The sequence below is a fragment of the Aequorivita echinoideorum genome, assembly GCF_018476645.1.
GTDB classification, from domain to species: domain Bacteria; phylum Bacteroidota; class Bacteroidia; order Flavobacteriales; family Flavobacteriaceae; genus Aequorivita; species Aequorivita echinoideorum.
The window spans coordinates 232,436-256,038 of record NZ_JAHCTB010000001.1; the positions used below are offsets into that span (position 1 = coordinate 232,436).

21 protein-coding genes are annotated in these 23,603 nt (G+C 39.2%); 11 read left to right on the top strand and 10 right to left on the bottom strand.

Going from position 1 to position 23,603, the window contains the following annotated elements; translation table 11 throughout:
- The first annotated feature begins 2 nt into the window (after positions 1-2).
- The gene (parS, locus tag KIV10_RS01095; RefSeq protein ID WP_214111639.1) at positions 3-470 is read left to right on the top strand and encodes a type II RES/Xre toxin-antitoxin system antitoxin; all 468 of its coding nucleotides are present in this window, start codon (positions 3-5) and stop codon (positions 468-470) included.
- A gap of 1 nt (position 471) precedes the next feature.
- Positions 472-927: an RES family NAD+ phosphorylase gene (locus KIV10_RS01100; protein WP_214111640.1), complete on the top strand. Its 456-nt coding sequence runs from the start codon at positions 472-474 to the stop codon at positions 925-927.
- A gap of 77 nt (positions 928-1,004) precedes the next feature.
- Here the strand turns inward: KIV10_RS01100 and KIV10_RS01105 are convergent, their stop codons facing one another.
- The 7 genes from KIV10_RS01105 to KIV10_RS01135 form a co-directional block, all read right to left on the bottom strand.
- The gene (locus KIV10_RS01105) at positions 1,005-2,543 is read right to left on the bottom strand and encodes a bifunctional GNAT family N-acetyltransferase/carbon-nitrogen hydrolase family protein (protein WP_214111641.1); all 1,539 of its coding nucleotides are present in this window, start codon (positions 2,541-2,543) and stop codon (positions 1,005-1,007) included.
- A gap of 237 nt (positions 2,544-2,780) precedes the next feature.
- Entirely contained in the window at positions 2,781-3,758 is a 978-nt protein-coding gene (locus KIV10_RS01110) for a deoxyhypusine synthase family protein (RefSeq protein ID WP_214111642.1), read from the bottom strand.
- Positions 3,748-4,683, bottom strand: a complete 936-nt coding sequence (gene speB / locus KIV10_RS01115) for an agmatinase (protein WP_214111643.1) — start codon at positions 4,681-4,683, stop codon at positions 3,748-3,750. Before speB ends, KIV10_RS01110 begins: the two co-directional genes overlap by 11 nt.
- Positions 4,673-6,070 carry a type III PLP-dependent enzyme domain-containing protein gene (locus KIV10_RS01120; RefSeq protein ID WP_214111644.1) on the bottom strand — a complete coding sequence of 466 codons (1,398 nt, stop codon included), beginning with the start codon at positions 6,068-6,070 and terminating at the stop codon, positions 4,673-4,675. The genes speB and KIV10_RS01120 overlap by 11 nt, the downstream gene beginning before the upstream one ends.
- 276 nt (positions 6,071-6,346) lie before the next feature.
- A complete protein-coding gene (locus KIV10_RS01125) occupies positions 6,347-7,258 on the bottom strand; it encodes a pseudouridine synthase (protein WP_246516151.1) in 912 nt (303 codons plus the stop codon).
- Between the two features lie 141 nt (positions 7,259-7,399).
- Entirely contained in the window at positions 7,400-8,311 is a 912-nt protein-coding gene (locus KIV10_RS01130; protein WP_214111645.1) for a geranylgeranylglycerol-phosphate geranylgeranyltransferase, read from the bottom strand.
- Positions 8,312-8,359: 48 nt separating this feature from the next.
- Entirely contained in the window at positions 8,360-9,298 is a 939-nt protein-coding gene (locus KIV10_RS01135) for a mevalonate kinase family protein (protein WP_214111646.1), read from the bottom strand.
- Between the two features lie 235 nt (positions 9,299-9,533).
- On the opposite strand from KIV10_RS01135, the gene KIV10_RS01140 reads away from it, so the two are divergent.
- Positions 9,534-12,773, top strand: coding sequence for a CHAT domain-containing protein (locus tag KIV10_RS01140; protein WP_214111647.1), 3,240 nt, complete (start codon positions 9,534-9,536; stop codon positions 12,771-12,773).
- A gap of 14 nt (positions 12,774-12,787) precedes the next feature.
- On the opposite strand, the gene KIV10_RS01145 is transcribed toward KIV10_RS01140, so the two are convergent.
- On the bottom strand, positions 12,788-13,873 hold the full coding sequence (locus KIV10_RS01145; RefSeq protein ID WP_214111648.1) for a diphosphomevalonate/mevalonate 3,5-bisphosphate decarboxylase family protein: 1,086 nt from the start codon (positions 13,871-13,873) through the stop codon (positions 12,788-12,790).
- 527 nt (positions 13,874-14,400) lie between these two features.
- Here KIV10_RS01145 and KIV10_RS01150 point away from each other — a divergent pair.
- The 5 genes from KIV10_RS01150 (at position 14,401) to KIV10_RS01170 (ending at position 18,684) form a co-directional block, all read left to right on the top strand.
- On the top strand, positions 14,401-14,838 hold the full coding sequence (locus tag KIV10_RS01150; protein ID WP_214111649.1) for a hypothetical protein: 438 nt from the start codon (positions 14,401-14,403) through the stop codon (positions 14,836-14,838).
- A 115-nt stretch (positions 14,839-14,953) separates the two neighbouring features.
- Positions 14,954-15,262, top strand: a complete 309-nt coding sequence (locus KIV10_RS01155; protein ID WP_214111650.1) for a hypothetical protein — start codon at positions 14,954-14,956, stop codon at positions 15,260-15,262.
- A gap of 25 nt (positions 15,263-15,287) precedes the next feature.
- A complete protein-coding gene (locus tag KIV10_RS01160; protein ID WP_214111651.1) occupies positions 15,288-15,647 on the top strand; it encodes a hypothetical protein in 360 nt (119 codons plus the stop codon).
- Positions 15,648-15,837: 190 nt separating this feature from the next.
- Entirely contained in the window at positions 15,838-16,251 is a 414-nt protein-coding gene (locus KIV10_RS01165; RefSeq protein WP_214111652.1) for a DUF5004 domain-containing protein, read from the top strand.
- Positions 16,252-16,353: 102 nt separating this feature from the next.
- A complete protein-coding gene (locus KIV10_RS01170; protein WP_214111653.1) occupies positions 16,354-18,684 on the top strand; it encodes a T9SS type B sorting domain-containing protein in 2,331 nt (776 codons plus the stop codon).
- Between the two features lie 33 nt (positions 18,685-18,717).
- On the opposite strand, the gene KIV10_RS01175 is transcribed toward KIV10_RS01170, so the two are convergent.
- A complete protein-coding gene (locus KIV10_RS01175) occupies positions 18,718-19,116 on the bottom strand; it encodes a GlcG/HbpS family heme-binding protein (protein WP_214111654.1) in 399 nt (132 codons plus the stop codon).
- A 98-nt stretch (positions 19,117-19,214) separates the two neighbouring features.
- Between KIV10_RS01175 and KIV10_RS01180 the strand changes: the two genes are divergently transcribed.
- A complete protein-coding gene (locus KIV10_RS01180; protein ID WP_214111655.1) occupies positions 19,215-19,778 on the top strand; it encodes a DUF4256 domain-containing protein in 564 nt (187 codons plus the stop codon).
- A 65-nt stretch (positions 19,779-19,843) separates the two neighbouring features.
- Here the strand turns inward: KIV10_RS01180 and KIV10_RS01185 are convergent, their stop codons facing one another.
- The gene (locus KIV10_RS01185) at positions 19,844-20,065 is read right to left on the bottom strand and encodes a hypothetical protein (protein ID WP_214111656.1); all 222 of its coding nucleotides are present in this window, start codon (positions 20,063-20,065) and stop codon (positions 19,844-19,846) included.
- A 705-nt stretch (positions 20,066-20,770) separates the two neighbouring features.
- On the opposite strand from KIV10_RS01185, the gene KIV10_RS01190 reads away from it, so the two are divergent.
- Positions 20,771-22,393, top strand: coding sequence for a DNA methyltransferase (locus tag KIV10_RS01190; RefSeq protein ID WP_214111657.1), 1,623 nt, complete (start codon positions 20,771-20,773; stop codon positions 22,391-22,393).
- On the top strand, positions 22,386-23,504 hold the full coding sequence (locus KIV10_RS01195) for a hypothetical protein (protein ID WP_214111658.1): 1,119 nt from the start codon (positions 22,386-22,388) through the stop codon (positions 23,502-23,504). The genes KIV10_RS01190 and KIV10_RS01195 overlap by 8 nt, the downstream gene beginning before the upstream one ends.
- Positions 23,505-23,603 lie beyond the last annotated feature (99 nt).

Sequence of the window (23,603 nt, forward strand, 5' to 3'; positions counted from 1 at the left end):
TTATGGAGAAGCCATATAATATTGAAGAAAAAATCAGCTATGCCCAAGAGGCTCCCACCAGTTTTTATGATGGCAATCTCGCCATTCCATTAATAGACATGACACCGTATCAGAAAATGCAAATTGTGAGGGACGGTGTTACAAAACAATATCTTACCAAATTAAAAGAAGAAACTTCACTAGATTACGATGCCTTAGCACAGGCACTTTCAGTAACAAGGGCCACTCTTATTAATAAAAAAGGCGAACAAAAATTCAACGACCACGTGAGCGAAGGTATAATTGCCGTAGCTGAAATCTATTCATTTGGTTATGAAGTTTTTGAAAATAAAGATAACTTCAATCGATGGATGATGGCTGAAAACCAAGCGCTTTCGGGAGCCACGCCTTTTGATCTAATGGATAATCAATTTGGGCGCGAAGAAATTAGAAACCTCATTGGCCGTATTGCGTATGGCGTTTTTTCCTAAAATGAAAGTTTACCGCATAAGTAAAACGCAATACAAAGATGACCTCAATGGTACGGGTTCAAAACTTTTTGGTGGACGCTGGAACCATATTGACACCCCGTGCATTTATACATCAGAAAATCGTGCGCTCGCTGTTTTGGAATATTCCGTTAATATCGCGATGGATTTTATTCCAAGAGCTTTGAGCATTTCTACGTTCGAAATAGATGAAAATCAAATTTATGAATTGACACTGGCTGATTTACCCGGAAATTGGAACCTAACACCAGCACCCCGATCTACTCGAGATTTCGGGACGAAGTTGCTTCAAAAAAAATATGGTGTTCTGAAAATTCCTTCCATCGTTATTCCTCAGGAATTCAATTATATTTTAAATCCACTTGCCGAAAAACTAAGTTACAAATTACTGGATAATGAGGATTTTATATATGATTTAAGGATAAAAGCAAATACCTAAAATTTTTATAATCAGTATTCTTTGAAAAAAATTTTGAAACCAAACCTACAAGGTTTTAAAAACCTTGCAGGTTTCATCTATTTTTTAACCCGCTCCAATCTGTAAAAATCCTTCCTTCTGTCCTTCAAGTTGTGTACTGCTCCAAAAGTATGTAATTCGCGAAGCAAATCTATGTCGACATCAGCAACCAATATCATTTCGGTATTTGGTGTGGCTTCAGCCTTTATACCATTGCTTGGGAAAGAGAAATCGCAGGGCGTGAATACGGCACTTTGCGCGTATTGAATATCCATATTATGGACGTTGGGCAGGTTACCTACGCTGCCGGCAATTGCCACATAGCATTCATTTTCTACAGCGCGGGCTTGCGTGCAAAGGCGTACACGAGAATAACCATTCTGCGTATCGGTTAAAAATGGAACAAAAAGTATATCCATTCCTTCATCGGAAAGCAGTCTGGAAAGCTCGGGAAATTCAGAATCGTAGCATATCAACACGCCAATTTTTCCACAGTCTGTATCAAAAGTTTTAAGTGAATTCCCATTAACCATTCCCCAGACTTTTGCTTCATCTGGTGTAACGTGAATTTTTTCATAGCGCTCAACGCTTCCATCACGACGGCATAAATACCCTACATTGTACAATTTTCCGCGAACGACTTCGGGCATGCTGCCCGTAATAATATTTATGTTGTATGAAATGGAAAGTTGGGACATTTTTTCGGTAATTTCCTTAGTATGTTTCGCTAATTCGCGGATTGCTTCGGGCTCGCTCATATGGTTGTATTCAGCCATAAGCGGCGCATTGAAGAATTCAGGAAACATGGCAAAATCACAACGATAGCCGGCAACACTGTCTATAAAATATTCCACTTGGTGCATAAGGTCTTCCATCCCTTTATAACTGCGCATCTGCCACTGAATTAAACCAAGCCGTACAATGCTTTTTACTGCGGATGGCTTTGGCTTTGTGATGGGTTTTGTGTAATAAATGTTATCCCACTCCATCAAAACGGCATATTCACCCGAAGCTTTATCGCCTTCCAAATAGCCTTTCAATACACGGATGGGATGAAAATCATTTGAAATTTGAAAGTTGAGCACCGGATCGTCAATCTGCTTGCGCTTCACTTTATCTATATATTGTTTCGGTGAAAGTTTATCTGCATGGAGATGATAATTGGGCATTCTTCCACCGAATACGATGCTTTTCAAATTTAAGTTTTCACACAATTCCTTTCTGTAATCGTACAATCTTCGGCCAAGACGCAAGCCACGGAAATCTGGGCGAATGAACACATCGATTCCATAAAGGACGTCGCCCTCGGGATCGTGAATACTAAAGGTAGGATCATCTGTAATATCCTTATAGGTGTGCTGGTCCTCAATAGCATCATAATCCACGATGATGGATAGCGCACAGCCGGCAATTTCGCCATCTGCCATAATAACAACCTGACCTTCGGGGAAAATTTCAATCAAATTCCCGATTTCATCAATTTTCCAATAGCTGTTCGGCAGACCACCGTAGGACTGAATCGTTGCTTCTTTTAAAGCTTCGTAATCCTTTAGTGTTAAAAATTTAAGTTCTATATTTTCGATTTTCTGTGGTTCCATCTATCTTCTATTTTATGCGGTTCTTTTTTGTAGTGGTTGGGAGATAACAGTTTGTTAGTGGCGAATCATTGTGAGTTGGTGGTAGCCCATTGTTAGTTGGAGGAGACCCATTGTTAGTTTGCGGATCGGGAAAACTTTGTATAATAGAAGCTCCGCAACTTTTGGGTACGGGATTGTAAACTGCAAATTGCCGATTGTTCTTTTCAATACATAGTTTTTATCTGTAGCTTTATATATTTACATACCTAAGAGATACGCAAAAATCAAGGGTGCAACGATGGTGGCATCACTTTCAATGATAAACTTTGGGGTATCAATGTCAAGTTTTCCCCAAGTAATTTTCTCGTTGGGAACTGCACCAGAATAGCTTCCAAAACTAGTTGTAGAGTCACTTATTTGGCAGAAATAGCTCCAAAACGGCGTATCGGTGCGTTCCATGTCTTGGTAGAGCATGGGGACAACGCATATTGGGAAATCCCCGGCTATTCCTCCACCAATCTGGAAGAAACCAATCCCTTTTTCCGAATTATCGGTGTACCAATCTGCTAAGAACGTCATATACTCAATTCCGCTTTTCATTGTGGACGCCTTCAGTTCGCCTTTTAGAACATAGCTTGCAAAAATATTACCCATAGTACTGTCTTCCCAGCCTGGGCAAACGATGGGTAAGTTTTTTTCAGCAGCGGCGTACATCCACGAATCTTTTAAATCAATTTCGTAATGCTCTTCCATAACTCCACTTAAAAGAAGTTTGTACATATATTCGTGCGGAAGATAACGCTCACCTTTTTCCTCGGCTTCCTTCCAAAGTTTTACAATGTGTTTTTGGATTCTTCTGAAAGCCTCTTCCTCTGGAATGCAAGTATCCGTTACGCGGTTCATTCCTTTTTCAAGCAAATCCCACTCGTCTTGCGGCGTTAAATCACGATAATTGGGAACTCTTTTATAGTGGCTGTGCGCCACAAGATTCATTATATCTTCTTCCAAATTTGCTCCCGTACAAGAAATGATATGTACTTTATCCTGGCGTATCATTTCGGCAAAAATCTTTCCCATTTCCGCGGTGCTCATAGCTCCGGCTAGGGAAACAAGCATTTTTGAACCTTGGTTCAATTGCGCTTCATAGCCCTTAGCAGCATCTACGAGGGCCGCAGCATTAAAATGTAAATAGTATTTTTCAATAAACTGAGAAATAGATCCTTTGCTAGTACTCATCTTCTTCTGTATTAAATTTTGAGACACCTTTTTTGGCATCGTTAAAGTTGCTTTCGTATTCATCATCTTCATCTGTTCCTGAAAATTTGTACGTAAGCATTTTATAATAAAGTTTCGCCGCCACAAAATCTGATGCTTTTTCATCTTTATTCGGGCATAGTTCAACAATATCAAACCCCACCACATTTCTTTCCTCAAAAACCTGTCTTAGAAAATCGAGCGTTTCATACCAAAAAAGTCCACCGGGCTCTGGAGTTCCGGTTGATGGCAGGATGGAAGGATCAAACGCATCCAAATCGAACGTGATGAAAACGTTTTCGCCCAAAGCTTCAATAACCTTATCTGGCCAATATTCATCTTTGGCCATATCGTGCGCAAAAAATACTTTTTCCTCGTCCATAACGGTAGTTTCCGAAACGTCCATGCTTCTTATACCCACTTGCACCAAATTGGTGTTTTGACTGGCTTCGTAAACGGCGCAGGCGTGGTTACATTTTGTTCCGTGGTATTCCTTGCGCAAATCTGCGTGCGCATCGATATGCAGCACGGTCAAATCATCAAAACATTCATTGAACGCGCGTATGGAACCGATTGAAATACTGTGTTCGCCGCCGAAAAGCGTTACGAATTTATTTCGTTTGATATATTCCTTTGTAGATTTATGGACTGCCGCAACCATAGCTTCCGGCGATTCATTTTCGGTTATGGCATCTGCGAGGTACACCCCTTGCTTGTATACTTCAGTTCGCGTTTCAATATCAAAAAGCTCCATATTTTCCGATGCATCCAAAAATGCCTCCGGACCTTTGTCCGCACCTTTTTGCCAAGTGCTCGTACCATCGTACGGAACGGGTATCAATACAATTTTTGAAGTTTCCAGTGCCGCATATTTTTGCGGGATTCCTGCGTACGTTTTAATGCTCATAACCTAAAATATTTAGCAATTGCTCGCTTGTTTGTTGTTCTGAAAAAAGTTGATATGTTAATTTATTGTTTTTATCCCTGTCTATTAATATATGCTTAGGCGATGGTATCAAACAATGCTGAAGTCCACCAAATCCGCCAATGCTTTCTTGGTATGCACCCGTATTGAAAAAGCCAATATACAAAGGTTTTTCTTTTCTGAATTTTGGCAAATAAATTGCCGCCATATGTTGCTCGCTGTTGTAATAATCATCACTATCGCACGTCATTCCGCCCAAAAGTACGCGTTCGTACTCATCGTGCCAACGGTTCACGGCCAGCATAATAAAACGCTTGCTAATGGCCCAAGTGTCTGGCAACGTGGTAATAAATGAAGAATTGATCATATTCCATTTTTCGCGGTCGTTCTGTTGCTTTTGGTACAGCACTTCATAAATGGCACCGCCACTCTCGCCAACGGTAAAACTTCCAAATTCCGTAAAAATATGTGGCACCGGCACTTCCCATTCTGCGCAGGTGATGTTGATCTGGTTGATGATTTCATCAATCATATATTGGTAATCGTACTCAAAGGCAAGGCTGTTTTTAATGGGAAATCCCCCTCCAATGTTAAGGCTATCGAGTGTTGGACAGATTTTTTTAAGCCGTACGTAAACCTTTAGACATTTCACTAATTCATTCCAATAATAAGCGGTATCGCGTATGCCCGTATTGATGAAAAAGTGAAGCATTTTCAGCTCAACCCTTTCATTATTCTTAATCTGTTCTTCATAAAAAGGAATGATATTTTTATAACCAATCCCCAAACGCGACGTATAAAATTCAAATTTTGGTTCTTCTTCCGAAGCTATTCGAATACCAACTTTAAAATCTTCCTCAATACTGTCTGATAGCAGCTCTATCTCTTCATAATTATCAATAATTGGAATGCAATTTTCATGTCCCTCATTGATCAATTTGGCTATTTTCTCGATATATTGATCGCGTTTAAATCCGTTGCAGATTACATAGGTTTCATCCGTGATTTTGCCTTGGGCCTTTAAATTTTGGACAATATCTATATCGAAGGCAGAAGAGGTTTCAATATGAATATCGTTTTTAAGCGCTTCGTTTAAGACGTGCTTAAAATGGGAACTTTTGGTACAATAACAATAGTTGTAGTTCCCTTTGTAATCATTTTTATTTATGGCATTTGCAAACCATTTTTTTGCAAGTTTTATATTTTCTGAAATCTTTGGAAGATATGTAAACTTGAGCGGCGCACCGTATTTTTCTACCATTTCCATAAGATCGATGCCGTGAAACTCGAGACCGTTTTCCCCTAGTTTGAATTCCTTTTGCGGAAAATAATACGTTTGGTCAATCAGGTCTATGTATTTGGTGTTCATTCTTGAATTTTGTTGGATTTTGAAAATTATAAATGAATGTCTAATATTCCACGCAAATGGCGGGATATAACATAAAATTAACTTTGCGAATCAATTGAGAATAGGCGTCTGAATGTTAAGTGAATAGAGAAAAGTTGCGCAAGGCTGCGCATATATGATAATGGTTTGAAAGGATAGTAGCCTATTCATTAAAATTAAAGGGGAAACAGTTGTTTCAGATACAAATGTGCCAAAAAAAATTTATATTTTATAAAATTTGGACAATTTTCACAATCTCTATATCATGCTGAAGAAGTTCAGTTCCTTTTCCGTCAATGGTCTCCATCTTCCACGCGGTAGATCTTTTTTGGTGAGTGGGCCAAGTGTAACGCAGTCCACACGAACCACATCATATCCCAAACCTTCAAAAATTGTGCGGATAATGCTGTTCCCGGTATGCTTGATTTTAAGGCCCACTTCACTTTTGGGGGCATTATCCACATAGCTTATTTCCTCAACGAAAATTTCTTTTCCATCCGCCGTAAATCCATCCTTTATTTTTTTGAGGTGTTCCGCTTTCAAGTTTTTATCGAGCTCAATGTGAAATAACCTTGGGATTCCCTTCTTCGTGAATTTTTGAACAAATGCATCATCATTGGTGAACAAAAGAAGTCCGGTTGCGTTGCGGCCCAAGCGTCCAAATGGTTTTATCCTCGCGGTAGTGGCATTTGCAACCAGATCCATAACCGTCATTCCCTTCGCATTACTGTCTGTTGTTGCAAAACCTTTTGGTTTGTTCAATAGTATATAGGTTAAAGGCTCTGGATTGATACGTCTGCCGTCAAAACGAACATCATCTTCAAGTTTTACCTTGTAGCCCATTTCGTTTACAATCTTGCCGTTTACCGTAACCAAACCCGTAGAAATATAGGTATCCGCTTCGCGTCTGCTGCAAATGCCGCTGTTTGCAATGTATTTGTTCAAACGAATTCCGTCCTCAGGATTTGCCTGTTTTTTTTCGATAGTAAGTCTTTCCCTTCGGCCAATTTCCTTTCCGTTTTTATCAAATTTCAATCTCTGCTTGCCCACACGTTCCCCGGAAGTTCCCGGTTTTCTTGAGGCGTTTTCCCTGGAGAGCATTTTCTTGCGCGCATTTTTGCCCGGCTTTCGCGGCGCGTTTCCATTATCATTATTTTCTTCTCTGCCCATATTTGGAAATTTTATTTGAATTTTTCTTTAAAAATTTAATACCGAAATACCGTATTTTCTGGATAATTTCCTGCAAAGATACAGGATTTAAACACCAAATTTTAACAAGTGAAAATTCAATTTAAAAATTGATTGACGGGTTTACGCAAATCTGCTCAAAATTAAAGAGGGATGAATCAAAACAATACTGAAAACCCCTGCAACAATGATAAATTTCAATGTATTGTGAAGGACAACGTAGTGGATTTTCTTTTTTGAATTCCAAAGAATTATCATAAAAACTCCCAGCGCGGCAATGCTTCCGAAGAAATAGAAATCCATGTATCCTATTTCCTCACTAAATTTTGTAATGAGTAGAATGGTAGGCACAAGCGTGAGTAAAATTAGAGCACTCAACATTTGTTTGGAAACCTTTTCGCCGTACACCACGGGAATCGTTCTATACCCCAGTGCCAAATCGCCAGTAATATTTTCAAGATCCTTTACCAGCTCCCGCATCGAAATTAGTAAAAAAAGAAAAGTGGCATGGCCAAAAATTACAAGATCAAAATTTGAGTAGTGTATAAAAATCGCAAAAAATGGAATAACAGCGAGTATCGCGGCGGTTATATTCCCTATAAACGGATATTTTTTTAGCTTATGCGAATAAAACCAAAGCGCAAAAATATAGATGGAAAAAAATAGTACAGCCCTAAATGAAACGTAACTGGCAAAAATTACCGAAAGAAAATTGAGTATAAAATAAGCGGAAAGTTTGGTATGCTGGCTCACCAGTTTATCGAGCATGGTTTTTTGCGGCCTATTTATTAAATCCTTCTCGCTATCATAAAAACTGTTTATAATGTACCCACTAGCGATTGCAGATGAAGATGCAAGTACGAGCATCAATAAATTAACATCCAGCAAAACTTGCCGTACGGGCAAATCTGGAGCCAAAATAAATATGGATGTTAGATACTGGGCAATTACAATTATGAGAATATTATACCCACGAACAATTGAAAACAGACTGAAAAACTTAAGTAGAAAATGTTTTTGTTTTCTGCTCCACATGAATAAGAATTGAAATTTTTCAGATAAAAACTTGCGCTGCGGACTATCTTAAAAATTGTAGACCACTTCCAGTTTGTAATTTTTCAGTGCTTTTTTGGCCTTGTCAATATCTTCGGTGAAACCCAGCATATATCCTCCGCCGCCACTGCCGCAAAGTTTTAGGTAATATGCGTTGCTGTCAATCCCTTTCTTCCAAAGTTTGTGGAATTCCGCAGGAATCATGGGCTTAAAGTTATCCAACACTACTTTTGAAAGTTGCTTAATGTTGCCGAAAAGGGATTTCACATCGCCTTTCAGAAAGTCATCCACGCACGCATCGGTATGTTTTACAAATTGATCTTTCAGCATATTTCTGAAACCTTCCTGTTTCATATTTTCCATAAAAAGCTGAACCATAGGTGCAGTTTCGCCTGTGCTTCCGCTATCCAATAAAAAGACTGCACTCTTTCCATTTTCGGTCTGTGAAGGAATGCCTGCTGGCTCAATATTATCGCTGGAATTGATAAGTATGGGCAAACTTAAATAACTGTTTAACGGATCCAACCCGGAAGATTTTCCGTGGAAAAAAGATTCCATCTCACCAAAAATAGCTTTCAGTTTCAAGAGTTTTTCTCGGGTAAGATTTTCCAAAATGGTAATTTTTTCTTTCGCATATTGGTCGTAAATAGCGGCAACCAGTGCGCCACTACTGCCAACGCCATAACCCTGCGGAATGCTGGAATCAAAATAAAGTCCTTTTTCAATATCCGCATTCAAGCTTTCAAGATCAAAACGTACCAGTTCCGGTTTTTCTTGCTGAAGCGTTGATAAATGTGCTGCAAATCGCTTTAATCCTTCATTTGATTTATGCGTGGAAATAGTGTGGTGCTCATCAATTTTTAGGGCACCGTTGTAAAAATTATACGGAATGGAAAGCCCTTTTGAGTCTTTAATAATTCCATATTCTCCAAAAAGTAAAATCTTTGAATAAAATAAAGGTCCGCGCATATTGCAAGAGTTTATAGGGTAAAAATAGTTTTTTAACGTGTAAAAAACTATCCACGGCGCAAATATACCATCTAATCACCTAATAATTTCCCTAAATTATTATAAATATGGCGGTAGCAATCAGCAACTTATTATTCAATATTTGAAATTTAAAACGCAGAAATAACCTTCATTGAAGCGAACAATTTATTTGTATCTTTCCGTGAGTTTCAAGAAATAATTCATTTTTACTTGTATGAATTCAGAAATCCGGAGCGCGTCAATTTTTGCTTTTTCTTTCTTTTTATTGAATTTTAGCACCCTTTTCTCACAAAATATTTCAACCGTAAAACAAATTCAAAAATTAATTGAACAGGACTCGCTGGCGAAAGCCAAAACTGAAGTTTCACAAAACATAGCCTATTTCAAAAAAGAGCAAAAATTTGATTCGCTTGTGAAATACATTCAGTTTGAGGGCAGTTTCAAATTGAATAATGGCAACAAGCAATTGGCAATAAAAAAAGCCGAAGGCTTAGTTTCAGAAATAAAAAATTCCGGAGATAACCTTGCAATTAATGAAGCCTTTAAAGAATTATCCTGGATTTACGATCTCTCAGGAAATACCCAAAAAGCGTATGATATCGTCTTTGAAAGTTTGGAATATGCAAAAAAAATCAACGACCCACAGAGCACCGCGCTGGCTTCTACCTACTATAAATTGGGTTATTTGGCGGCCAATCTTGGCAATTTTCCCTTGGCCAATAAAAATTACCAGCAAGCACTGCAACTTTTAAGAAAAACTGAAAAAAAGGATTTTGAATTTTACAATCAAATCTACAATGCCCTGGGCGGAATTAAATGGCAGGAAGCAAAACTGGACAGCGCAAAATTTTATTTTGAAGCAGCGCTGAAAGTGCTCGAAAAAACGGACGGCGCAGATATTATGAACCAATACTATCGGCCGGCTCTCATCAAAATGAACCTTGCCGTACTGGGCAATGCCTTGGGAAAAAACAGGGAAGCGATAGAATATTCAGAAAAGGCGATTGCCGGTTTTCAGAAATACATTGAAAAATCAACCGATGAAGCCCGAATTTTAAAGGCGAAGGGAAATCTATTTATGTCCACCGATAATCTTGCGGCATTTTACAACACGCTGGGTGAATACGCCCGCTCCCAGCAATTGATTGAACATTCTTATGAACAGAAGAAAAAATTTTATGAAAAAGGGGACATCAATCTTATTATTTCACAAATTATTCTCGCAGAAGCGAAAATTGCCAGCCGTGATTTTGAAGGTGCCGCAAAAAATGCAGATCAGGCGTTGCAATCCTTAAAAACCAGTCCGGGAGCCAATCTGTATTGGGAAGCGGCGGCGCTCTCCACTCGAGCCAATATTTACGAAATTGAAGGGGATATTGAAAACGCCGAAGCGTTTTATGAGAAAAGTGAGGCAACCTATAGAAAATCCCTCGACGGCTATCCTCAAGGATTTTTGGATAGTATGCTGGAACAATCGCTGTTTTATGCAAGCAACAACAAAGGCAAAAAAGCCCTTCAACTGGCAAACGAAATGTATGAAGCCACGCACACGGGCGATTATAAAAATACCATCCAGCAGTTTTACCACACGCTCAATTTGGCGCAAGTACACTATAAATTGAAGAATTATAAAGATGCGCTGCAATTCAGCGAAGAAGCACTGAAATTCAATTCAGCGGCGGGTTTGGACGGCATCAGCACCACGGATTCCATTTTGGGGCAATACCGAAAACCCATGGCGCTTCTTATAAATGCTTCGGCAAAATATTATCTAGAAAAAAATAAATCTGAAGTTTTTCTGAAAGAACTTTTGAAATCCCTGGAAGATGGAATTTCAATTTTGGACCAACGGAAAAAGGTGGTAAACAATCAAGAAGATGTAAAATTATTGATTGCTGAAAATGAAGAACTTCTCAATTTTGCCAAAAAAATTCGGCTGAAGCTTTTTGAAATCACTAAAGAGGAAAAATACCTCGACAAAGTAATCGCCCTTCACGAATCCAGTATTTACAGTCGCATCAGGTCCCGACTCAACCTGCGCGATAATATTGCCTTTAATAATATTCCGCAGAAAATTTTGACACGAGAGCAAAACCTAAAATCGGGCCTTACCACCGCGCTTGACGGTCCCGGAAATGGACTTTTAAATTATTTTGAAATTTCAAGGCAATGGAATTCCTTTTTGGATTCCTTGCGGCGCGAGTATCCCAAATATTATAAAATGCGCTACGCAACGCTGGAGGAGCCCATTGCAGACCTTCAGCAAAATATACCCACAAACACAACGGTAATTCGCTATTTATTTATTGAGGATGATTTATACGCCTTTGTGGTTTCGGCAAATGCGAAGCAGATTTTCAAATTGGTTTACGAGCCGATTAAAAACCACATCGCCGCACTTCAGCAAAGTAATTTCAGCACCACCCAGAGCAGAACATTATTGTATGAATTGTACAGGGCGCTCTTCCACCCCATTGAAAAAGCGGTGCGCACCAAAAAGATTATCATTTTCCCGGATCGCGACCTTTTCAATTTGAGCTTTGAGACGTTGACGCCCAAACCGCTAAAAAACTTTCAGGAATTTGCAACCAACAGCCTTTTGGCGAAGTATGATATTTCATATAATTTCAGCCTATTGCTGTATAAAGATATGCGGGCAGAAAAGAATTTTTCAGAAAAATATATCGCGTTTGCCCCCGGCTTCAACCATCAAATGAAGCAGAAGTACCAGCAGAGCGTGATCGATTCCTCGAAAATGGATAAAAGCTACCTTACCTTGCTTCCGCAGCCTTTCAGTGAAGATTTGGTAAAGCAATATGCCAAAATTTTCAATGGCGAATATTTTATAAATGAAAATGCATCCAAGCAACATTTTATTGATAATGCGAGGGAACACAGAATTATCCACATTGGCACGCACGCCGAAAGCAATAATTTGAGCCCGGAACTTAGCCGACTTATTTTTGCGAAAGACTACGAAAGTGGCAATGCATATGATGAAAATTCGCTGTATTCGTACGAGATTTACAACATCAACCTTTCCAGCAATCTCGCCATATTAACGGCCTGCGAGACCGGAAAACCTACCTACCAAGCCGGCGAGGGAATGATTAGCCTATCGCACGCATTTAATTATGCAGGCAGCGAAAGCATCTTGACCAGCCTTTGGGAAATTGACGAACAGTCCAGCGCAAAAATTGTCAAACTTTTTTATGAAAACCTTGCGGACGGAATGCCGAAAGATGAAGCTTTACGAAAAGCAAAACTGGATTACATTGCGACCGCGCAGGGCCGCACCTCAGCGCCGCAATACTGGGCAGGCTTGGTATTGATTGGCGACACCTCACCCATAGATTTAAGCCGTGGATTAGATTGGTGGTGGTATGCCCTGGCAGCAATCGTGGGAATCAGTCTGCTTATTTTTCTACTTCAAAACAGAAAACGAACTTTTTAATTTTGAATTTTGAACTATGAATTCTGAATTATTCCAGCACCGAAGCCAACCTCGTCCTCAATAAACTCTCCATTTTTGCAGAAGGGTGCCAATTCGTTTTTAATAAATTCCAGCACCATTTCCTTTTCAGATTTTGGATAGAGCACGTGCGCGTTTGCCCCGGCATCCAGCGTAAAGCTAACGTTGCTGTTATTCGCTTTGCGGAATTTCCAAATGCGGTTGATAATTTCCAGCGTGTTAGGCTTCATCAAAATGAAATACGGCATGGAGCTCATCATCATAGCGTGCAGCGTAAGGGCTTCGCTTTCCACGATTTTTATAAATTCTGAAAGATCGCCCGTTTCAAGAACAGGAATCAATTTTGAAAGATTTTCATTTGCCTGCGTAAAACGTTGCGCGGCAAATGGGTGGTTTTCCATTAAATTATGCCCCACGGTACTGCTTACCTGTTTTTCGCCTTTGTCCACAAGCAGTATTGTATCTTGATAATTTTCAAAGTTTTTGTGGATTTTAGCTTGAAATGTTGTTCCGAAAAGATTGCTGCTACCCTCCACTTTGGGGTGTTCGCCCCAAACTACCAATGGCCCTTCAATGCTTCGGCACGCGCTACCGGAACCTAAACGGGCTATAAAGGATGCCTTTTTCAGTATTTCACGTGCAGTCAAGGCATTTTTATTTTCCATTTCAACCAAGCAAAGTGCTAAAGCGCTCATTCCGCTTGCGGAGGAGGCGATGCCGCTGCTGTGCGGAAAACTGTTGGATGTCTCAATTTTAAATTTATAATCCTTCAAAAAAGGGAGGTATTTTTCTATCCGTTCAAAGAATTTTTTGATTTTCGGCTCAAAGGAAATTTCCCTTTTCCCGTCCAGAAAAACTTCAAAATGAAAATCAGTTGACCGCTTTATTTTTTCGTAGGAAAGTTTGGTGACCGTATGGCATTTGCTCAACGTAAAACTGATGGATGCGTTCATGGGCAACTGTTCGCCGTGTTTTCCCCAATATTTTACTAGGGCAATGTTGCTTGGCGATTGGTAGGTTACGCTTCCATTTGCTAGCGGTCGCAGTTTTTCAATTGATGGCAAAAAATCCTTTTCAGTCATGTTTTCTTTTTTAATAGCCCTACAAGGCCGCCATCGGCGATAGTTGCAGGATATGTAGGTTTCTTCAAGATTACCTTGAACCAAACCTTGCGGTTGACAAAAATAAGGTCTTTTTAAATTAAACTGATGACAATTTTAAACGCATCCCGATGCCCTAGTGCAAACCCCTAATGTAAATTCCACTAATCTATAAAACCCTGCCGATGGCCCCATTACATATTTTGAGGATTATAAAGATGCGGTCCCGTAAGGCGGGGATGGGGGAAGTCCAAAAGCCCTTTCAAGATATTGAAAGGGCTTTTTTATTGGGATTTTCGCTAAATCTTACCAACTTAAAAAAAGCCAGAAAACCTAATTGGGAAAAAGAACAAACTGCTGACTAAAAGCGAAACTCTTGAGGAGATAATGCAGGAGTTGATGATTTGTTTATATTTGGAAATGACTGGAAAGAATTTTTGCTTTATGGTTGGTAGGTTTTTAATCTTAATGTTATTTAGATATATCTTGTGTATAATACAAGTAAAAGGATGTTATTTAGGACAATCATATTTTTAATCATAATAATATCAGGTTGTAATGGAACCAAAACTGTATCTGCGCATTTAACATTTCCTGAATTAAAAATTGAAAATGAAAGATATGATAGGCTTATTTTAGATAGAAAGCCCGAATACGGATATAGTGGAAAAGATGGATGTGTGGTTATGAGAGAAATCTCTATGAATATAACCGAGCTGAGCAATGGTAAATTCATAATTGGACAAGTATACGATTCCGAAAACAAAACCCCACTCTTAAATGCAGGCATAATCTTTTCTGTAAACCGTAATGGAATAATTAATACGATTGAAACTTTATCCGATAAAAATGGAATGTTCTATACTGAATTTGACGGAAAATTAAAAAATATAATTGTTGCACGTGTCGCTTATAGAACTTTAAAAATTGATTTTGACAAACTGTAAAAGCTACATACGCCGCAATTAAAAACCACCATAACGATGTTCTAAAGCCTGGTGACATTATATCCAAATCTTCAAGATAATTACAGGCAGACTTAAGCGCTTAACAATTATTTATATGCATCACAGAAATAAATCGTACATAAAATTATCAGAATCAGTTCATAAAGCTGTTGTTCGTTGGGATCCTTTAGCACTTATATCTTTAGGAGCAGTAAAAGATGAATATGATGTTATTGAGAATAGATTCCTAAGCGGACTAATAAACTCAGAATCTAATGATATTATCATCGAAAAAGTTAAGCTAAGCCTTGAATACTTGGGAATTGATTTAAAATACTTGGAATCTGAAAAAGAAATGGAATTGGAGGCCGATATAAGAAAAATACTTTCTGAACTAAAAAAGCATACGTTCAACAATAAATAAAAGTTACAATACAAAATATATAAATATGAGCCACAGGATATTTTTAAAGTCTAAACCGGGATTACGCGTCGAGAGACTCTCTGAAAACCTCTGGTCAGCTCAATCTAAAGTTCATAATTTGTTTATCACTCCAAAAATTGAATTTAGTGTTGACGTTAAAAACCAAATAAAAATAAAAAAATACGACGTGCTTAAACCAGCATTAATTTATTCCATATTATTCGCTGCAATATTTTTAATTTTAGACTTCCTTTCTGAATCAAGTTTAGCAAATGGCCTCGGATATTTAATTTTGGGAAGTAGTATATTTTATTTTGGAATTATGTCATTACTGATTTTCATTGTAAAAGTTCGAATTCAAAAGCAATTGAATAATAAAAGTTAAAAAACATTTCCTTGCTGTATATCTGAAATTACTTCGTCACAAAACCTCTGGAGCATATCTTTAAATCTTCCCGAAAATCCTCGCTACAAAAAACTGCTCTTAGCCGAAAACTTAACCCATAATTTTCCGCCCTCCCCAAAACTCAATTTTTTTCCATAGCTTAGCGTACGTCGTTTAAAACATCCCAACCATGAAAAAACTATACGTTCTATTCGCATTCATCCTCATCACGGTAGCTGCTAACAGCCAGTCCATTTCAGAAAAGGAGCTTATGGGCGTTTGGCAGGTCACCTCCGTTACCAGCGCTTCCCAAAATCCCAACCAGGCACAGCTTATTGCCGGGTTACAACGTGCAACGATGTACTTCAAAAACGACCATACTTTTGAGTTCAACAGCTACAGCACCAATCCCACTCTTGCGTCATTTATTGAAAACACCCAAAACAGCCAGTGGAAGTACGATGCCAATTTGCAAACGGTAGCCATAGGAACCGCGGAAAATAACTATTCCGCAATGATTATAAAAGTGAGAAAGCAAAACGGAAAAGTGAGTTTCCTTCTTCAGGAAACTAACGTGGAGTTACAGGTAATAAAACCGGAATGATACTTAGATACCAGCATCAAAAATTTATTAACGTTAAATTGTTCTTTAAAACGTTTTAAAAAGATATTTTTGCCGCGCTTAAAAAGAAAGGTTACGTTTTAAATGAAATTTTTAATACATCTGTTAATTGCCTTGGGCTGTGCAAGTTCGGCCCTTTCGCAAAATCTTCAGATTGATGCCACAACTTATACACCGCAACAACTTATTGAGGATATATTAATCGACAGCGGTTGCATTGAAAATGTGCAGATCAGCCAAACCATTGGCGGTAATTTTCAAGATGGCGATAAAAGTTTCGGGTATTTTAGTGCGAACGACAGCAACTTCCCCTTTGAAAAAGGATTGGTGCTAAGCACGGGCAAACTCGCCAATGTACCCGGCCCAAACAACTCATTGAGTGATGATGACGCGCCCGGCTGGGGCGGCGACCAGGATTTGGAAAATGCACTAAACATAAGCAACACCACAAACGCTACAATCATTGAATTCGATTTCATCCCAAAGGCAGATAACATCCAGTTTCGGTATCTTTTTGCTTCGGAAGAATATCAAGAGGGCTCGCCAAATACCTGTATTTATTCCGATGCCTTTGCATTTTTAATCAAACCTATTGGTGGCAATTATACAAATATTGCCGTGGTCCCGGGAACAAATACCCCCGTGCTGGTAACCACCGTACATTCCGGGATTCCCGGATCCTGTCCGCCCATTAATGCCAATTATTTTGAAGGCTGGAACGGCACCAATGTTCCCATCAACTTTAATGGCCAGACAAAAGTACTCGTTGCCGAGGCGCCCGTGGTCATAGACCAGCCGTACCACATAAAACTGGTAATTGCCGATGAGGTGAATTATAGGTATGATTCGGCGGTATTTCTGGAGGGCGGCAGTTTTAACATTGCCGCAAACCTTGGTCCGGATAGAAGTTTTGCTACCCAAAGCCCGCTATGCGATGATGAGGTGTACATCCTCGATGCCACGCCGGAAGGCACAACCCCAGAAGGTTATAAATGGTTCAGAAATGGAAATCTAATTCCTGGGGAAAACACCGCACAGCTAACCGTAACTACGGCGGGGGTGTATAGCGTGGAAGTAGATTTTGGCAATGATTGCATCGCCCACGATGAGGTAACGATTGATTATGCAGACCCAATAACGGTTTTTGATACCGAACTTGTACAATGCGATCCCGGGGTTGACGGCCGCGCAACGTTCAATCTGTTTGATGCGCAACCCAATGTAACCAATGGAAATACCTCACTGGAAATAGCTTCTTTCCATAAAAGTTTTGAAAACGCACAAAACAATCTTCAGCCTATTGTAAATCCCAGCAATTATACAAATACCATAGCCGAAGAGGTTGTGTATGCGCGTGTGGTTTCCATTTTAGGGTGCGTAGGCGTGGCGGCGGTTACTTTAAAAACTACCGCAAATACACTTTCAGATTTTAATCTCGCCGTCTGTAGCAATCCCGAAACGCCCGGTTTTGGAACATTCAATCTTTCAGAAATAACCGCAGAAATTATTGCGATTTACGGCAATGCAGTTACGGTAAACTACTACGCAACATACAATCAAGCCATTGCACAGGTGAATGAACTTTCGCTACCGTACACAAATACCGTTTCGGGAATTCAGACCATTTACGTACGCATTTCTGGAGAAATAGGTTGCGTGGGAACGGCGGCTATTAATTTACGGGTGCTGGATACACCAGAATTCCAAGGGCCTACGGAATATATCTATTGCTTAAATACTTTTCCTCGAAAAATAAGAATTTCAGCAGGGGTAGTTGGCACACAATCCGATCTACTTTTTGAATGGTCCACAGGCGAAACAACCTCTTCCATTGAAGTAAACGAGGCGGGAACCTTTACCATAAATGTAACGAGAAGAAGGCCTATTTTCGGCGAAAATTTTACGTGCAGCGCTTCCAAGACCTTTACTGTTATCGCTTCAGAACCGCCACAGGTCACCTACCAACTTTCAGGAAATCTGGGCAGCGAGACCGTCACCATACTTGCCTCAGGCGAGGGCGATTATCTCTATTCGCTGGATGGGAGCAGTTTCAGTGAAAATTTTATTTTTGAAAACGTGGGGCCGGGCATACATACCGCAGTTGTTATAGATGCCAACGGCTGTGGCAGTACCACCATTGAAGTTTTTGTACTGGGTTTTCCCAATTACTTTACGCCGAACAATGATGGCCACCACGATTTCTGGGAGATAAAAGGAGTCAATTACGAAAAATACCAACTGGCACGCGTAGAGATTTTTGATCGTTTCGGAAAAATGCTGTACACCCTGCGCCGTTTTGAAAATGGCTGGGACGGAACGTACCGTGGCAGGCCCGTTCCTTCCTCAGACTATTGGTTCAAGGCAGTTTTCAACGATGGCAGGTTCCACCGTGGACATTTCACCTTGAAAAGATAAGTAGGTTAAGCAGTTCTTCTTTTTTTAGAAAGTTTATTTTACGGCATCCGCACCGGCTTGGGCAACCTTGTGGTCATTTTCCACCGAATCTCCAGAAACACCAATAGCGCCAATAATTTCATCTCCTTTTTTTATCAAAACCCCTCCCGGAAATGAAATCAATCCCCCATTGGAGTGTTCTATCCCAAATAGCGACCCGCCCGGTTGCGACAGTTTTCCTATTTCGCCAGAATTCATATTAAAATATCTTGCGGTTCGCGCTTTTTTCATAGAAATATCAATAGACCCCAGCCATGCGCCGTCAATGCGCGAAAAGGCAACCAGATTGGCCCCGCTGTCCACCACGGTAATATTCATTTTTACGTTCAGTTCCTTTGATTTTTCAATGGCGGCCGCCACTGCTTTCTGTGCTTGTTCAAGTGTAATATTCATAACATTCATTTTTTAGATTTTAGCCTAATATAATTAATAACTTGCAGACAAACTGAAACCTAGGTATTTTTATAGTGTAACTCTGTACCAAAAAACCGATGCCCACCAAAAACCAACTTATCCAGACCCAGCAAACGGAATTACTGGAAACACTAAAAACAAGATTCCACAAAAACAAGCACCGCCACAAAAATGCGGACTGGGAAAAACTACAAACCAAACTATTGGCAAACCCAGAAAAACTTTGGTCACTGCACCAAATGGAAACCACCGGCGGCGAACCGGACGTAATTGACTATAACAGCAAGACAGATACCTACACCTTTTTCGACTGCGTCCCCGAAAGCCCCAAAGACCGAAGAAGCCTTTGCTATGATGCCGAAGCCCTCCAGGCCAGAAAAGAAAACAAACCCAAAAACTCCGCAATGGAAATGGCCAGCCAAATGGGCATCATCTTATTAACCGAAGCCCAATACAAAATACTGCAAAACCTCGGCGAGTTCGACCTTAAGACTTCCAGCTGGTTGCACACACCCGCAGCCATAAGGCAATTGGGCGGAGCCATCTTTGGAGACCGAAGGTACAATCACGTATTCACCTACCACAACGGCGCCTCCTCCTATTACGCCGCACGCGGGTTTCGTGGGTGTTTGAAAGTTTGATTTAAAAAATACTGCTCAAAGGAATTGCGCCGAATGTCTCGCAAACCAAATGACGCAGGGCTATTCTAACATAGAAGCAGAATGTGCCGCACCCGCCGCCCGCCGCCCTCTACTACCGTACCCTCGTCGCCCTCAAGTTTAAACAGTATAGGGACTAACCAATAAAGTAAAGCCACTCCCTCAATGCTTCGGGTTGAGGGAATGGCTTTTTTTTTTGAAAATTTATATGAAATGTTTTTTTGTAGATTTACGGAAATTGTAATAATGAATATGTTGTATATAGACATGTTGTACGAGAGTTAGAAAGATTACAAAACAACTTCTTCCTCTCCCAAATCAATTCAAAAAATTCCAGGCTTGCTACCGAAGAAGAAAACACGGTTTTTGGGCTGTGGGATTTCAAAACCCATAGCAATGGTAGTTGTTTGTTTGCAAACTTTCCAAAACCCAATCAGTACGTTGAGCGCAGTTGCTTACCCGCGAAGTTTGCACCTGGCGTTTTGAAATCCCGAGAATGGCCGGTACCTGTTTGCCTACGTCTGAAAAAAATCAGCCGAACGGATATTTTTTGGCAGGTGCCTGTCTCCAAAGAATCAAAAACCGTGTTTTCCGCAGAGCCACGATCGCCATTGTTGCCTTTCGATGGCCGGTGATATGGGAAACCCCCGTACAACAACAGCTATAAGCAATGCGGGATGTGTGCAGAAACGAAAAGCAGTTGTATATTTACAAAATCGCCAAAACTTTATTGGCAACAGAAAAATAGAATAAAAAAAGGATCAAAGTTTTGGCTTATGGCGAGTTCGAAGATCATTGAATTTTTGACCCCGCACTGCTCATAGCCGCGGTCCGTTGTGCCTCATTGTGAAAAGCCAACGCACATTCAAGCACATTTGGTTTTTGCCGACACACAAAGCAAACGCTGAAAAACCAAAAGAGCTTGAATTTTGCCAACGCTCGAAGAAAGAATCGTAACTTTGAAAAAAAGATAAATGCAGACGACATTATTTGAAAATATAATTAAACAAGACCAGTCAAAGAAAGAGATTTCTCATAAAGCAGAATCCTACAAAGGACTATATGCAATGCACAAATATTGGGGAAAGAAGCCTTTCAATATTATGGCTGACTTTATCAAAAAATATACTTCTCCTAATGAAATAGTCCTTGACCCGTTTTGTGGTTCAGGAGTTAGTGTTTCAGAAGCTGTATTCAATGGAAGAAAAGGAGTAGGAATAGACATCAATCCCAGCTCTATTTTAATCACAAAAAATGTCATTCAAACTGTTGACACCAAGCTTGTTTTAAGTGAATTCAATAAAATTGAAGCGAAAGTAAAGGATAAAATACAGGAACTATATTTAGTTGAAAGAAATGGTCAAAAGTATGAAGGTCAAAACTATTTATGGGAAAATGGTGAACTAACTGAAATTAGATATTCCAACGGAACAAGAAAGAGATATTCAGATGTTCCCAATCAACTAGATATTGATAAGTCTAAGGAAATAAGCTACGATAATATTAACACCTTTTTCCCAAAAGAGAACTTTTTCCACAATTCTAGAATCAATGCTAACAGAGAAAATAAAACTTCCGACCTCTTTACACCAAGAAATTTACTTGCTCTTTCATTGATATATAAAGAAATTGATAGCATTTCAAACATTCAAGTTAAAGACTTTTTCAAGTTTTGTTTTACAGCATCTATGGGGCAAGCAAGCAAAATGGTTTTTGTCATTAAGAGACGTAATAAAACAAAAGAAAATGGTTCGACTAAAATATCAGAGAAAAAAGAAATAGGAAGTTGGGTTATAGGCTATTGGATGCCAAAAGATTATTTTGAAAACAATGCTTGGACTTGCTTCGAAAACAGGTTTAAAAAAATCTACAAAGCTAAAAAAGAGCAAGGTAAATTAGGTCAAAATCATCAAGAAGGAAAAAAATTTGAGGCTCTCGACAAAACAGATTTTCTTTTAGTAAAGAGTCCGTCACAAGATTACCTAAAATCACTATCTGATAATTCGATTGACTATATTTTAACTGACCCACCACACGGCAACAGAATACCATATCTTGAATTGAGCTTACTTTGGAATAGTTGGTTGAAAGAGAATGCTGATTTTGAAAAAGAAATAATAATTAGCGAATCAAAAGACAGAAAGAAGGATAAAAACGATTACAGTAATTTAATGTACGCTGTTTTCCAAGAGTGCTTTAGAGTATTAAAGCCAGAGAAAAAACTATCGTTTATGTTCAACAGCCTTGATGATGATGCTTGGATAAGTTCAGTTGAGATGTTTAGAAGTATTGGCTATAAATTGGAACTTATAGAAACCCTTGGCTATTCTGCCAACTCTGTTGTTCAAGATAATAGAAAAAATGGCTTGCAAACCGACTTCATTATAACTTACTCTAAGCCTATGCACCCTATTAGTACTGACAGGTTGGAAATAATAAGATTTTCGGAATACCCTGAACTTGTATTAAAAATATCTGAACTAAAGGAAAAGGGCTATAAATCCTATCAAATTATGAATCATATAATGAAGGAGCTATTGTCTCAAGATAAATTTTTAAATGTTACAGAACTCATAAAGGAAATAGATAATGCCTAAAAATTTTGAATATTGGAAAAAGCAACACGACAGTGAGGAGCTTAAAGAATTTAACACCGATAGACTTGGCACACTTTGGTTAAAAGTTAAGTCTATAGTTCGCAGGGAATACATAAATCAATTCTGTCAAGACAATGATATTGAACTTGAGAACACAAGACTAAATGCTCAATTTAAAGAATTGTACAACATTCTTTCTGAGAATGTTGATGAATCTCACGAGTTGCTTAACAATTTCATTTCCCATCAAAATACTTCTGAATTAGACGAGCTTGACACTGATAGCTTAGTTCAAGAACTATATAAAGTTGAAACATTTAAGTGGGGTGCTGACAATCAAAACGACTTGGGCAAGTATCTTGTCAAAAAGTACATAAAGGATAATACCTCTTACGATTATCTTATTGAACAAATGGAATCAGGAGTTCTTGGAACTGTTCAGGACTACCTAGTTTGTAGTTGGTATAACCATTGGTCAAGCATCTTAATAGAACACTTGTTCAAATCTCACGAAGTAGTTTTACCAACTGTAGGCCAAATAAAAAGTGTCGATTTCTTTATGAACGAGATTCCATTTGACCTTAAAGTAACATATCTACCAACAAATTTTATTGAATTTGAAAGAAAACAGGGTGACCTACGACCTGAATTGACAACACTTAAGCAAGCCGCAAGGGCTGCGGATATTAAGTTCAATAGTGATGATTCAAACCTTTACTACTCTTTAACTGAACGATTGAAAGACAAGGGTGGTCAAGCAGCACAGACAGTTGCTGACATAAGACAATTTAGATTAGACTTGATAGATAGAGTTAAGGCTGACCCGTTACTATTAGCCCGTAATCTTTATGAAAACCAGAGTGATTTTAGATTCGGTGCTGAAAACAGAATTTTTCTTATCCTAATCGACAGAACAGATTTTGAACAATCTTGGAAATTGAAAAGAAATGTAGATTTATTAGAACCTGCAATACACTCATATCTTGACACTTTTGAGCAAAAATCAACCAATGATTTGAAACTTGAGTTTTACAAACAAGGTGATTCAGCAAGATTTCCTAAAAAATACGAAGTTTTGACTGATGTAATTATAGTAGAACGAGATAACTAAATGCCAATGCTTCAAAGCCACACACATTGCCAAGCCGCTCAAGCCAGCAGCACCAGCCAAAGCTTGTCAATAAGTGTGTCTTTCCAAACGCACGGACGA

Excerpts from the sequence above, each read along its gene's own strand:
- parS (WP_214111639.1), top strand. The coding sequence starts at position 3 with ATGGAGAAGCCATATAATATTGAAGAAAAAATCAGCTATGCCCAAGAG.
- KIV10_RS01100 (WP_214111640.1), top strand. The coding sequence starts at position 472 with ATGAAAGTTTACCGCATAAGTAAAACGCAATACAAAGATGACCTCAAT.
- KIV10_RS01105 (WP_214111641.1), bottom strand. The coding sequence starts at position 2,543 with ATGGAACCACAGAAAATCGAAAATATAGAACTTAAATTTTTAACACTA.
- KIV10_RS01110 (WP_214111642.1), bottom strand. The coding sequence starts at position 3,758 with ATGAGTACTAGCAAAGGATCTATTTCTCAGTTTATTGAAAAATACTAT.
- speB (WP_214111643.1), bottom strand. The coding sequence starts at position 4,683 with ATGAGCATTAAAACGTACGCAGGAATCCCGCAAAAATATGCGGCACTG.
- KIV10_RS01120 (WP_214111644.1), bottom strand. The coding sequence starts at position 6,070 with ATGAACACCAAATACATAGACCTGATTGACCAAACGTATTATTTTCCG.
- KIV10_RS01125 (WP_246516151.1), bottom strand. The coding sequence starts at position 7,258 with ATGGGCAGAGAAGAAAATAATGATAATGGAAACGCGCCGCGAAAGCCG.
- KIV10_RS01130 (WP_214111645.1), bottom strand. The coding sequence starts at position 8,311 with ATGTGGAGCAGAAAACAAAAACATTTTCTACTTAAGTTTTTCAGTCTG.
- KIV10_RS01135 (WP_214111646.1), bottom strand. The coding sequence starts at position 9,298 with ATGCGCGGACCTTTATTTTATTCAAAGATTTTACTTTTTGGAGAATAT.
- KIV10_RS01140 (WP_214111647.1), top strand. The coding sequence starts at position 9,534 with ATGAATTCAGAAATCCGGAGCGCGTCAATTTTTGCTTTTTCTTTCTTT.
- KIV10_RS01145 (WP_214111648.1), bottom strand. The coding sequence starts at position 13,873 with ATGACTGAAAAGGATTTTTTGCCATCAATTGAAAAACTGCGACCGCTA.
- KIV10_RS01150 (WP_214111649.1), top strand. The coding sequence starts at position 14,401 with ATGTTATTTAGGACAATCATATTTTTAATCATAATAATATCAGGTTGT.
- KIV10_RS01155 (WP_214111650.1), top strand. The coding sequence starts at position 14,954 with ATGCATCACAGAAATAAATCGTACATAAAATTATCAGAATCAGTTCAT.
- KIV10_RS01160 (WP_214111651.1), top strand. The coding sequence starts at position 15,288 with ATGAGCCACAGGATATTTTTAAAGTCTAAACCGGGATTACGCGTCGAG.
- KIV10_RS01165 (WP_214111652.1), top strand. The coding sequence starts at position 15,838 with ATGAAAAAACTATACGTTCTATTCGCATTCATCCTCATCACGGTAGCT.
- KIV10_RS01170 (WP_214111653.1), top strand. The coding sequence starts at position 16,354 with ATGAAATTTTTAATACATCTGTTAATTGCCTTGGGCTGTGCAAGTTCG.
- KIV10_RS01175 (WP_214111654.1), bottom strand. The coding sequence starts at position 19,116 with ATGAATATTACACTTGAACAAGCACAGAAAGCAGTGGCGGCCGCCATT.
- KIV10_RS01180 (WP_214111655.1), top strand. The coding sequence starts at position 19,215 with ATGCCCACCAAAAACCAACTTATCCAGACCCAGCAAACGGAATTACTG.
- KIV10_RS01185 (WP_214111656.1), bottom strand. The coding sequence starts at position 20,065 with ATGTCTATATACAACATATTCATTATTACAATTTCCGTAAATCTACAA.
- KIV10_RS01190 (WP_214111657.1), top strand. The coding sequence starts at position 20,771 with ATGCAGACGACATTATTTGAAAATATAATTAAACAAGACCAGTCAAAG.
- KIV10_RS01195 (WP_214111658.1), top strand. The coding sequence starts at position 22,386 with ATGCCTAAAAATTTTGAATATTGGAAAAAGCAACACGACAGTGAGGAG.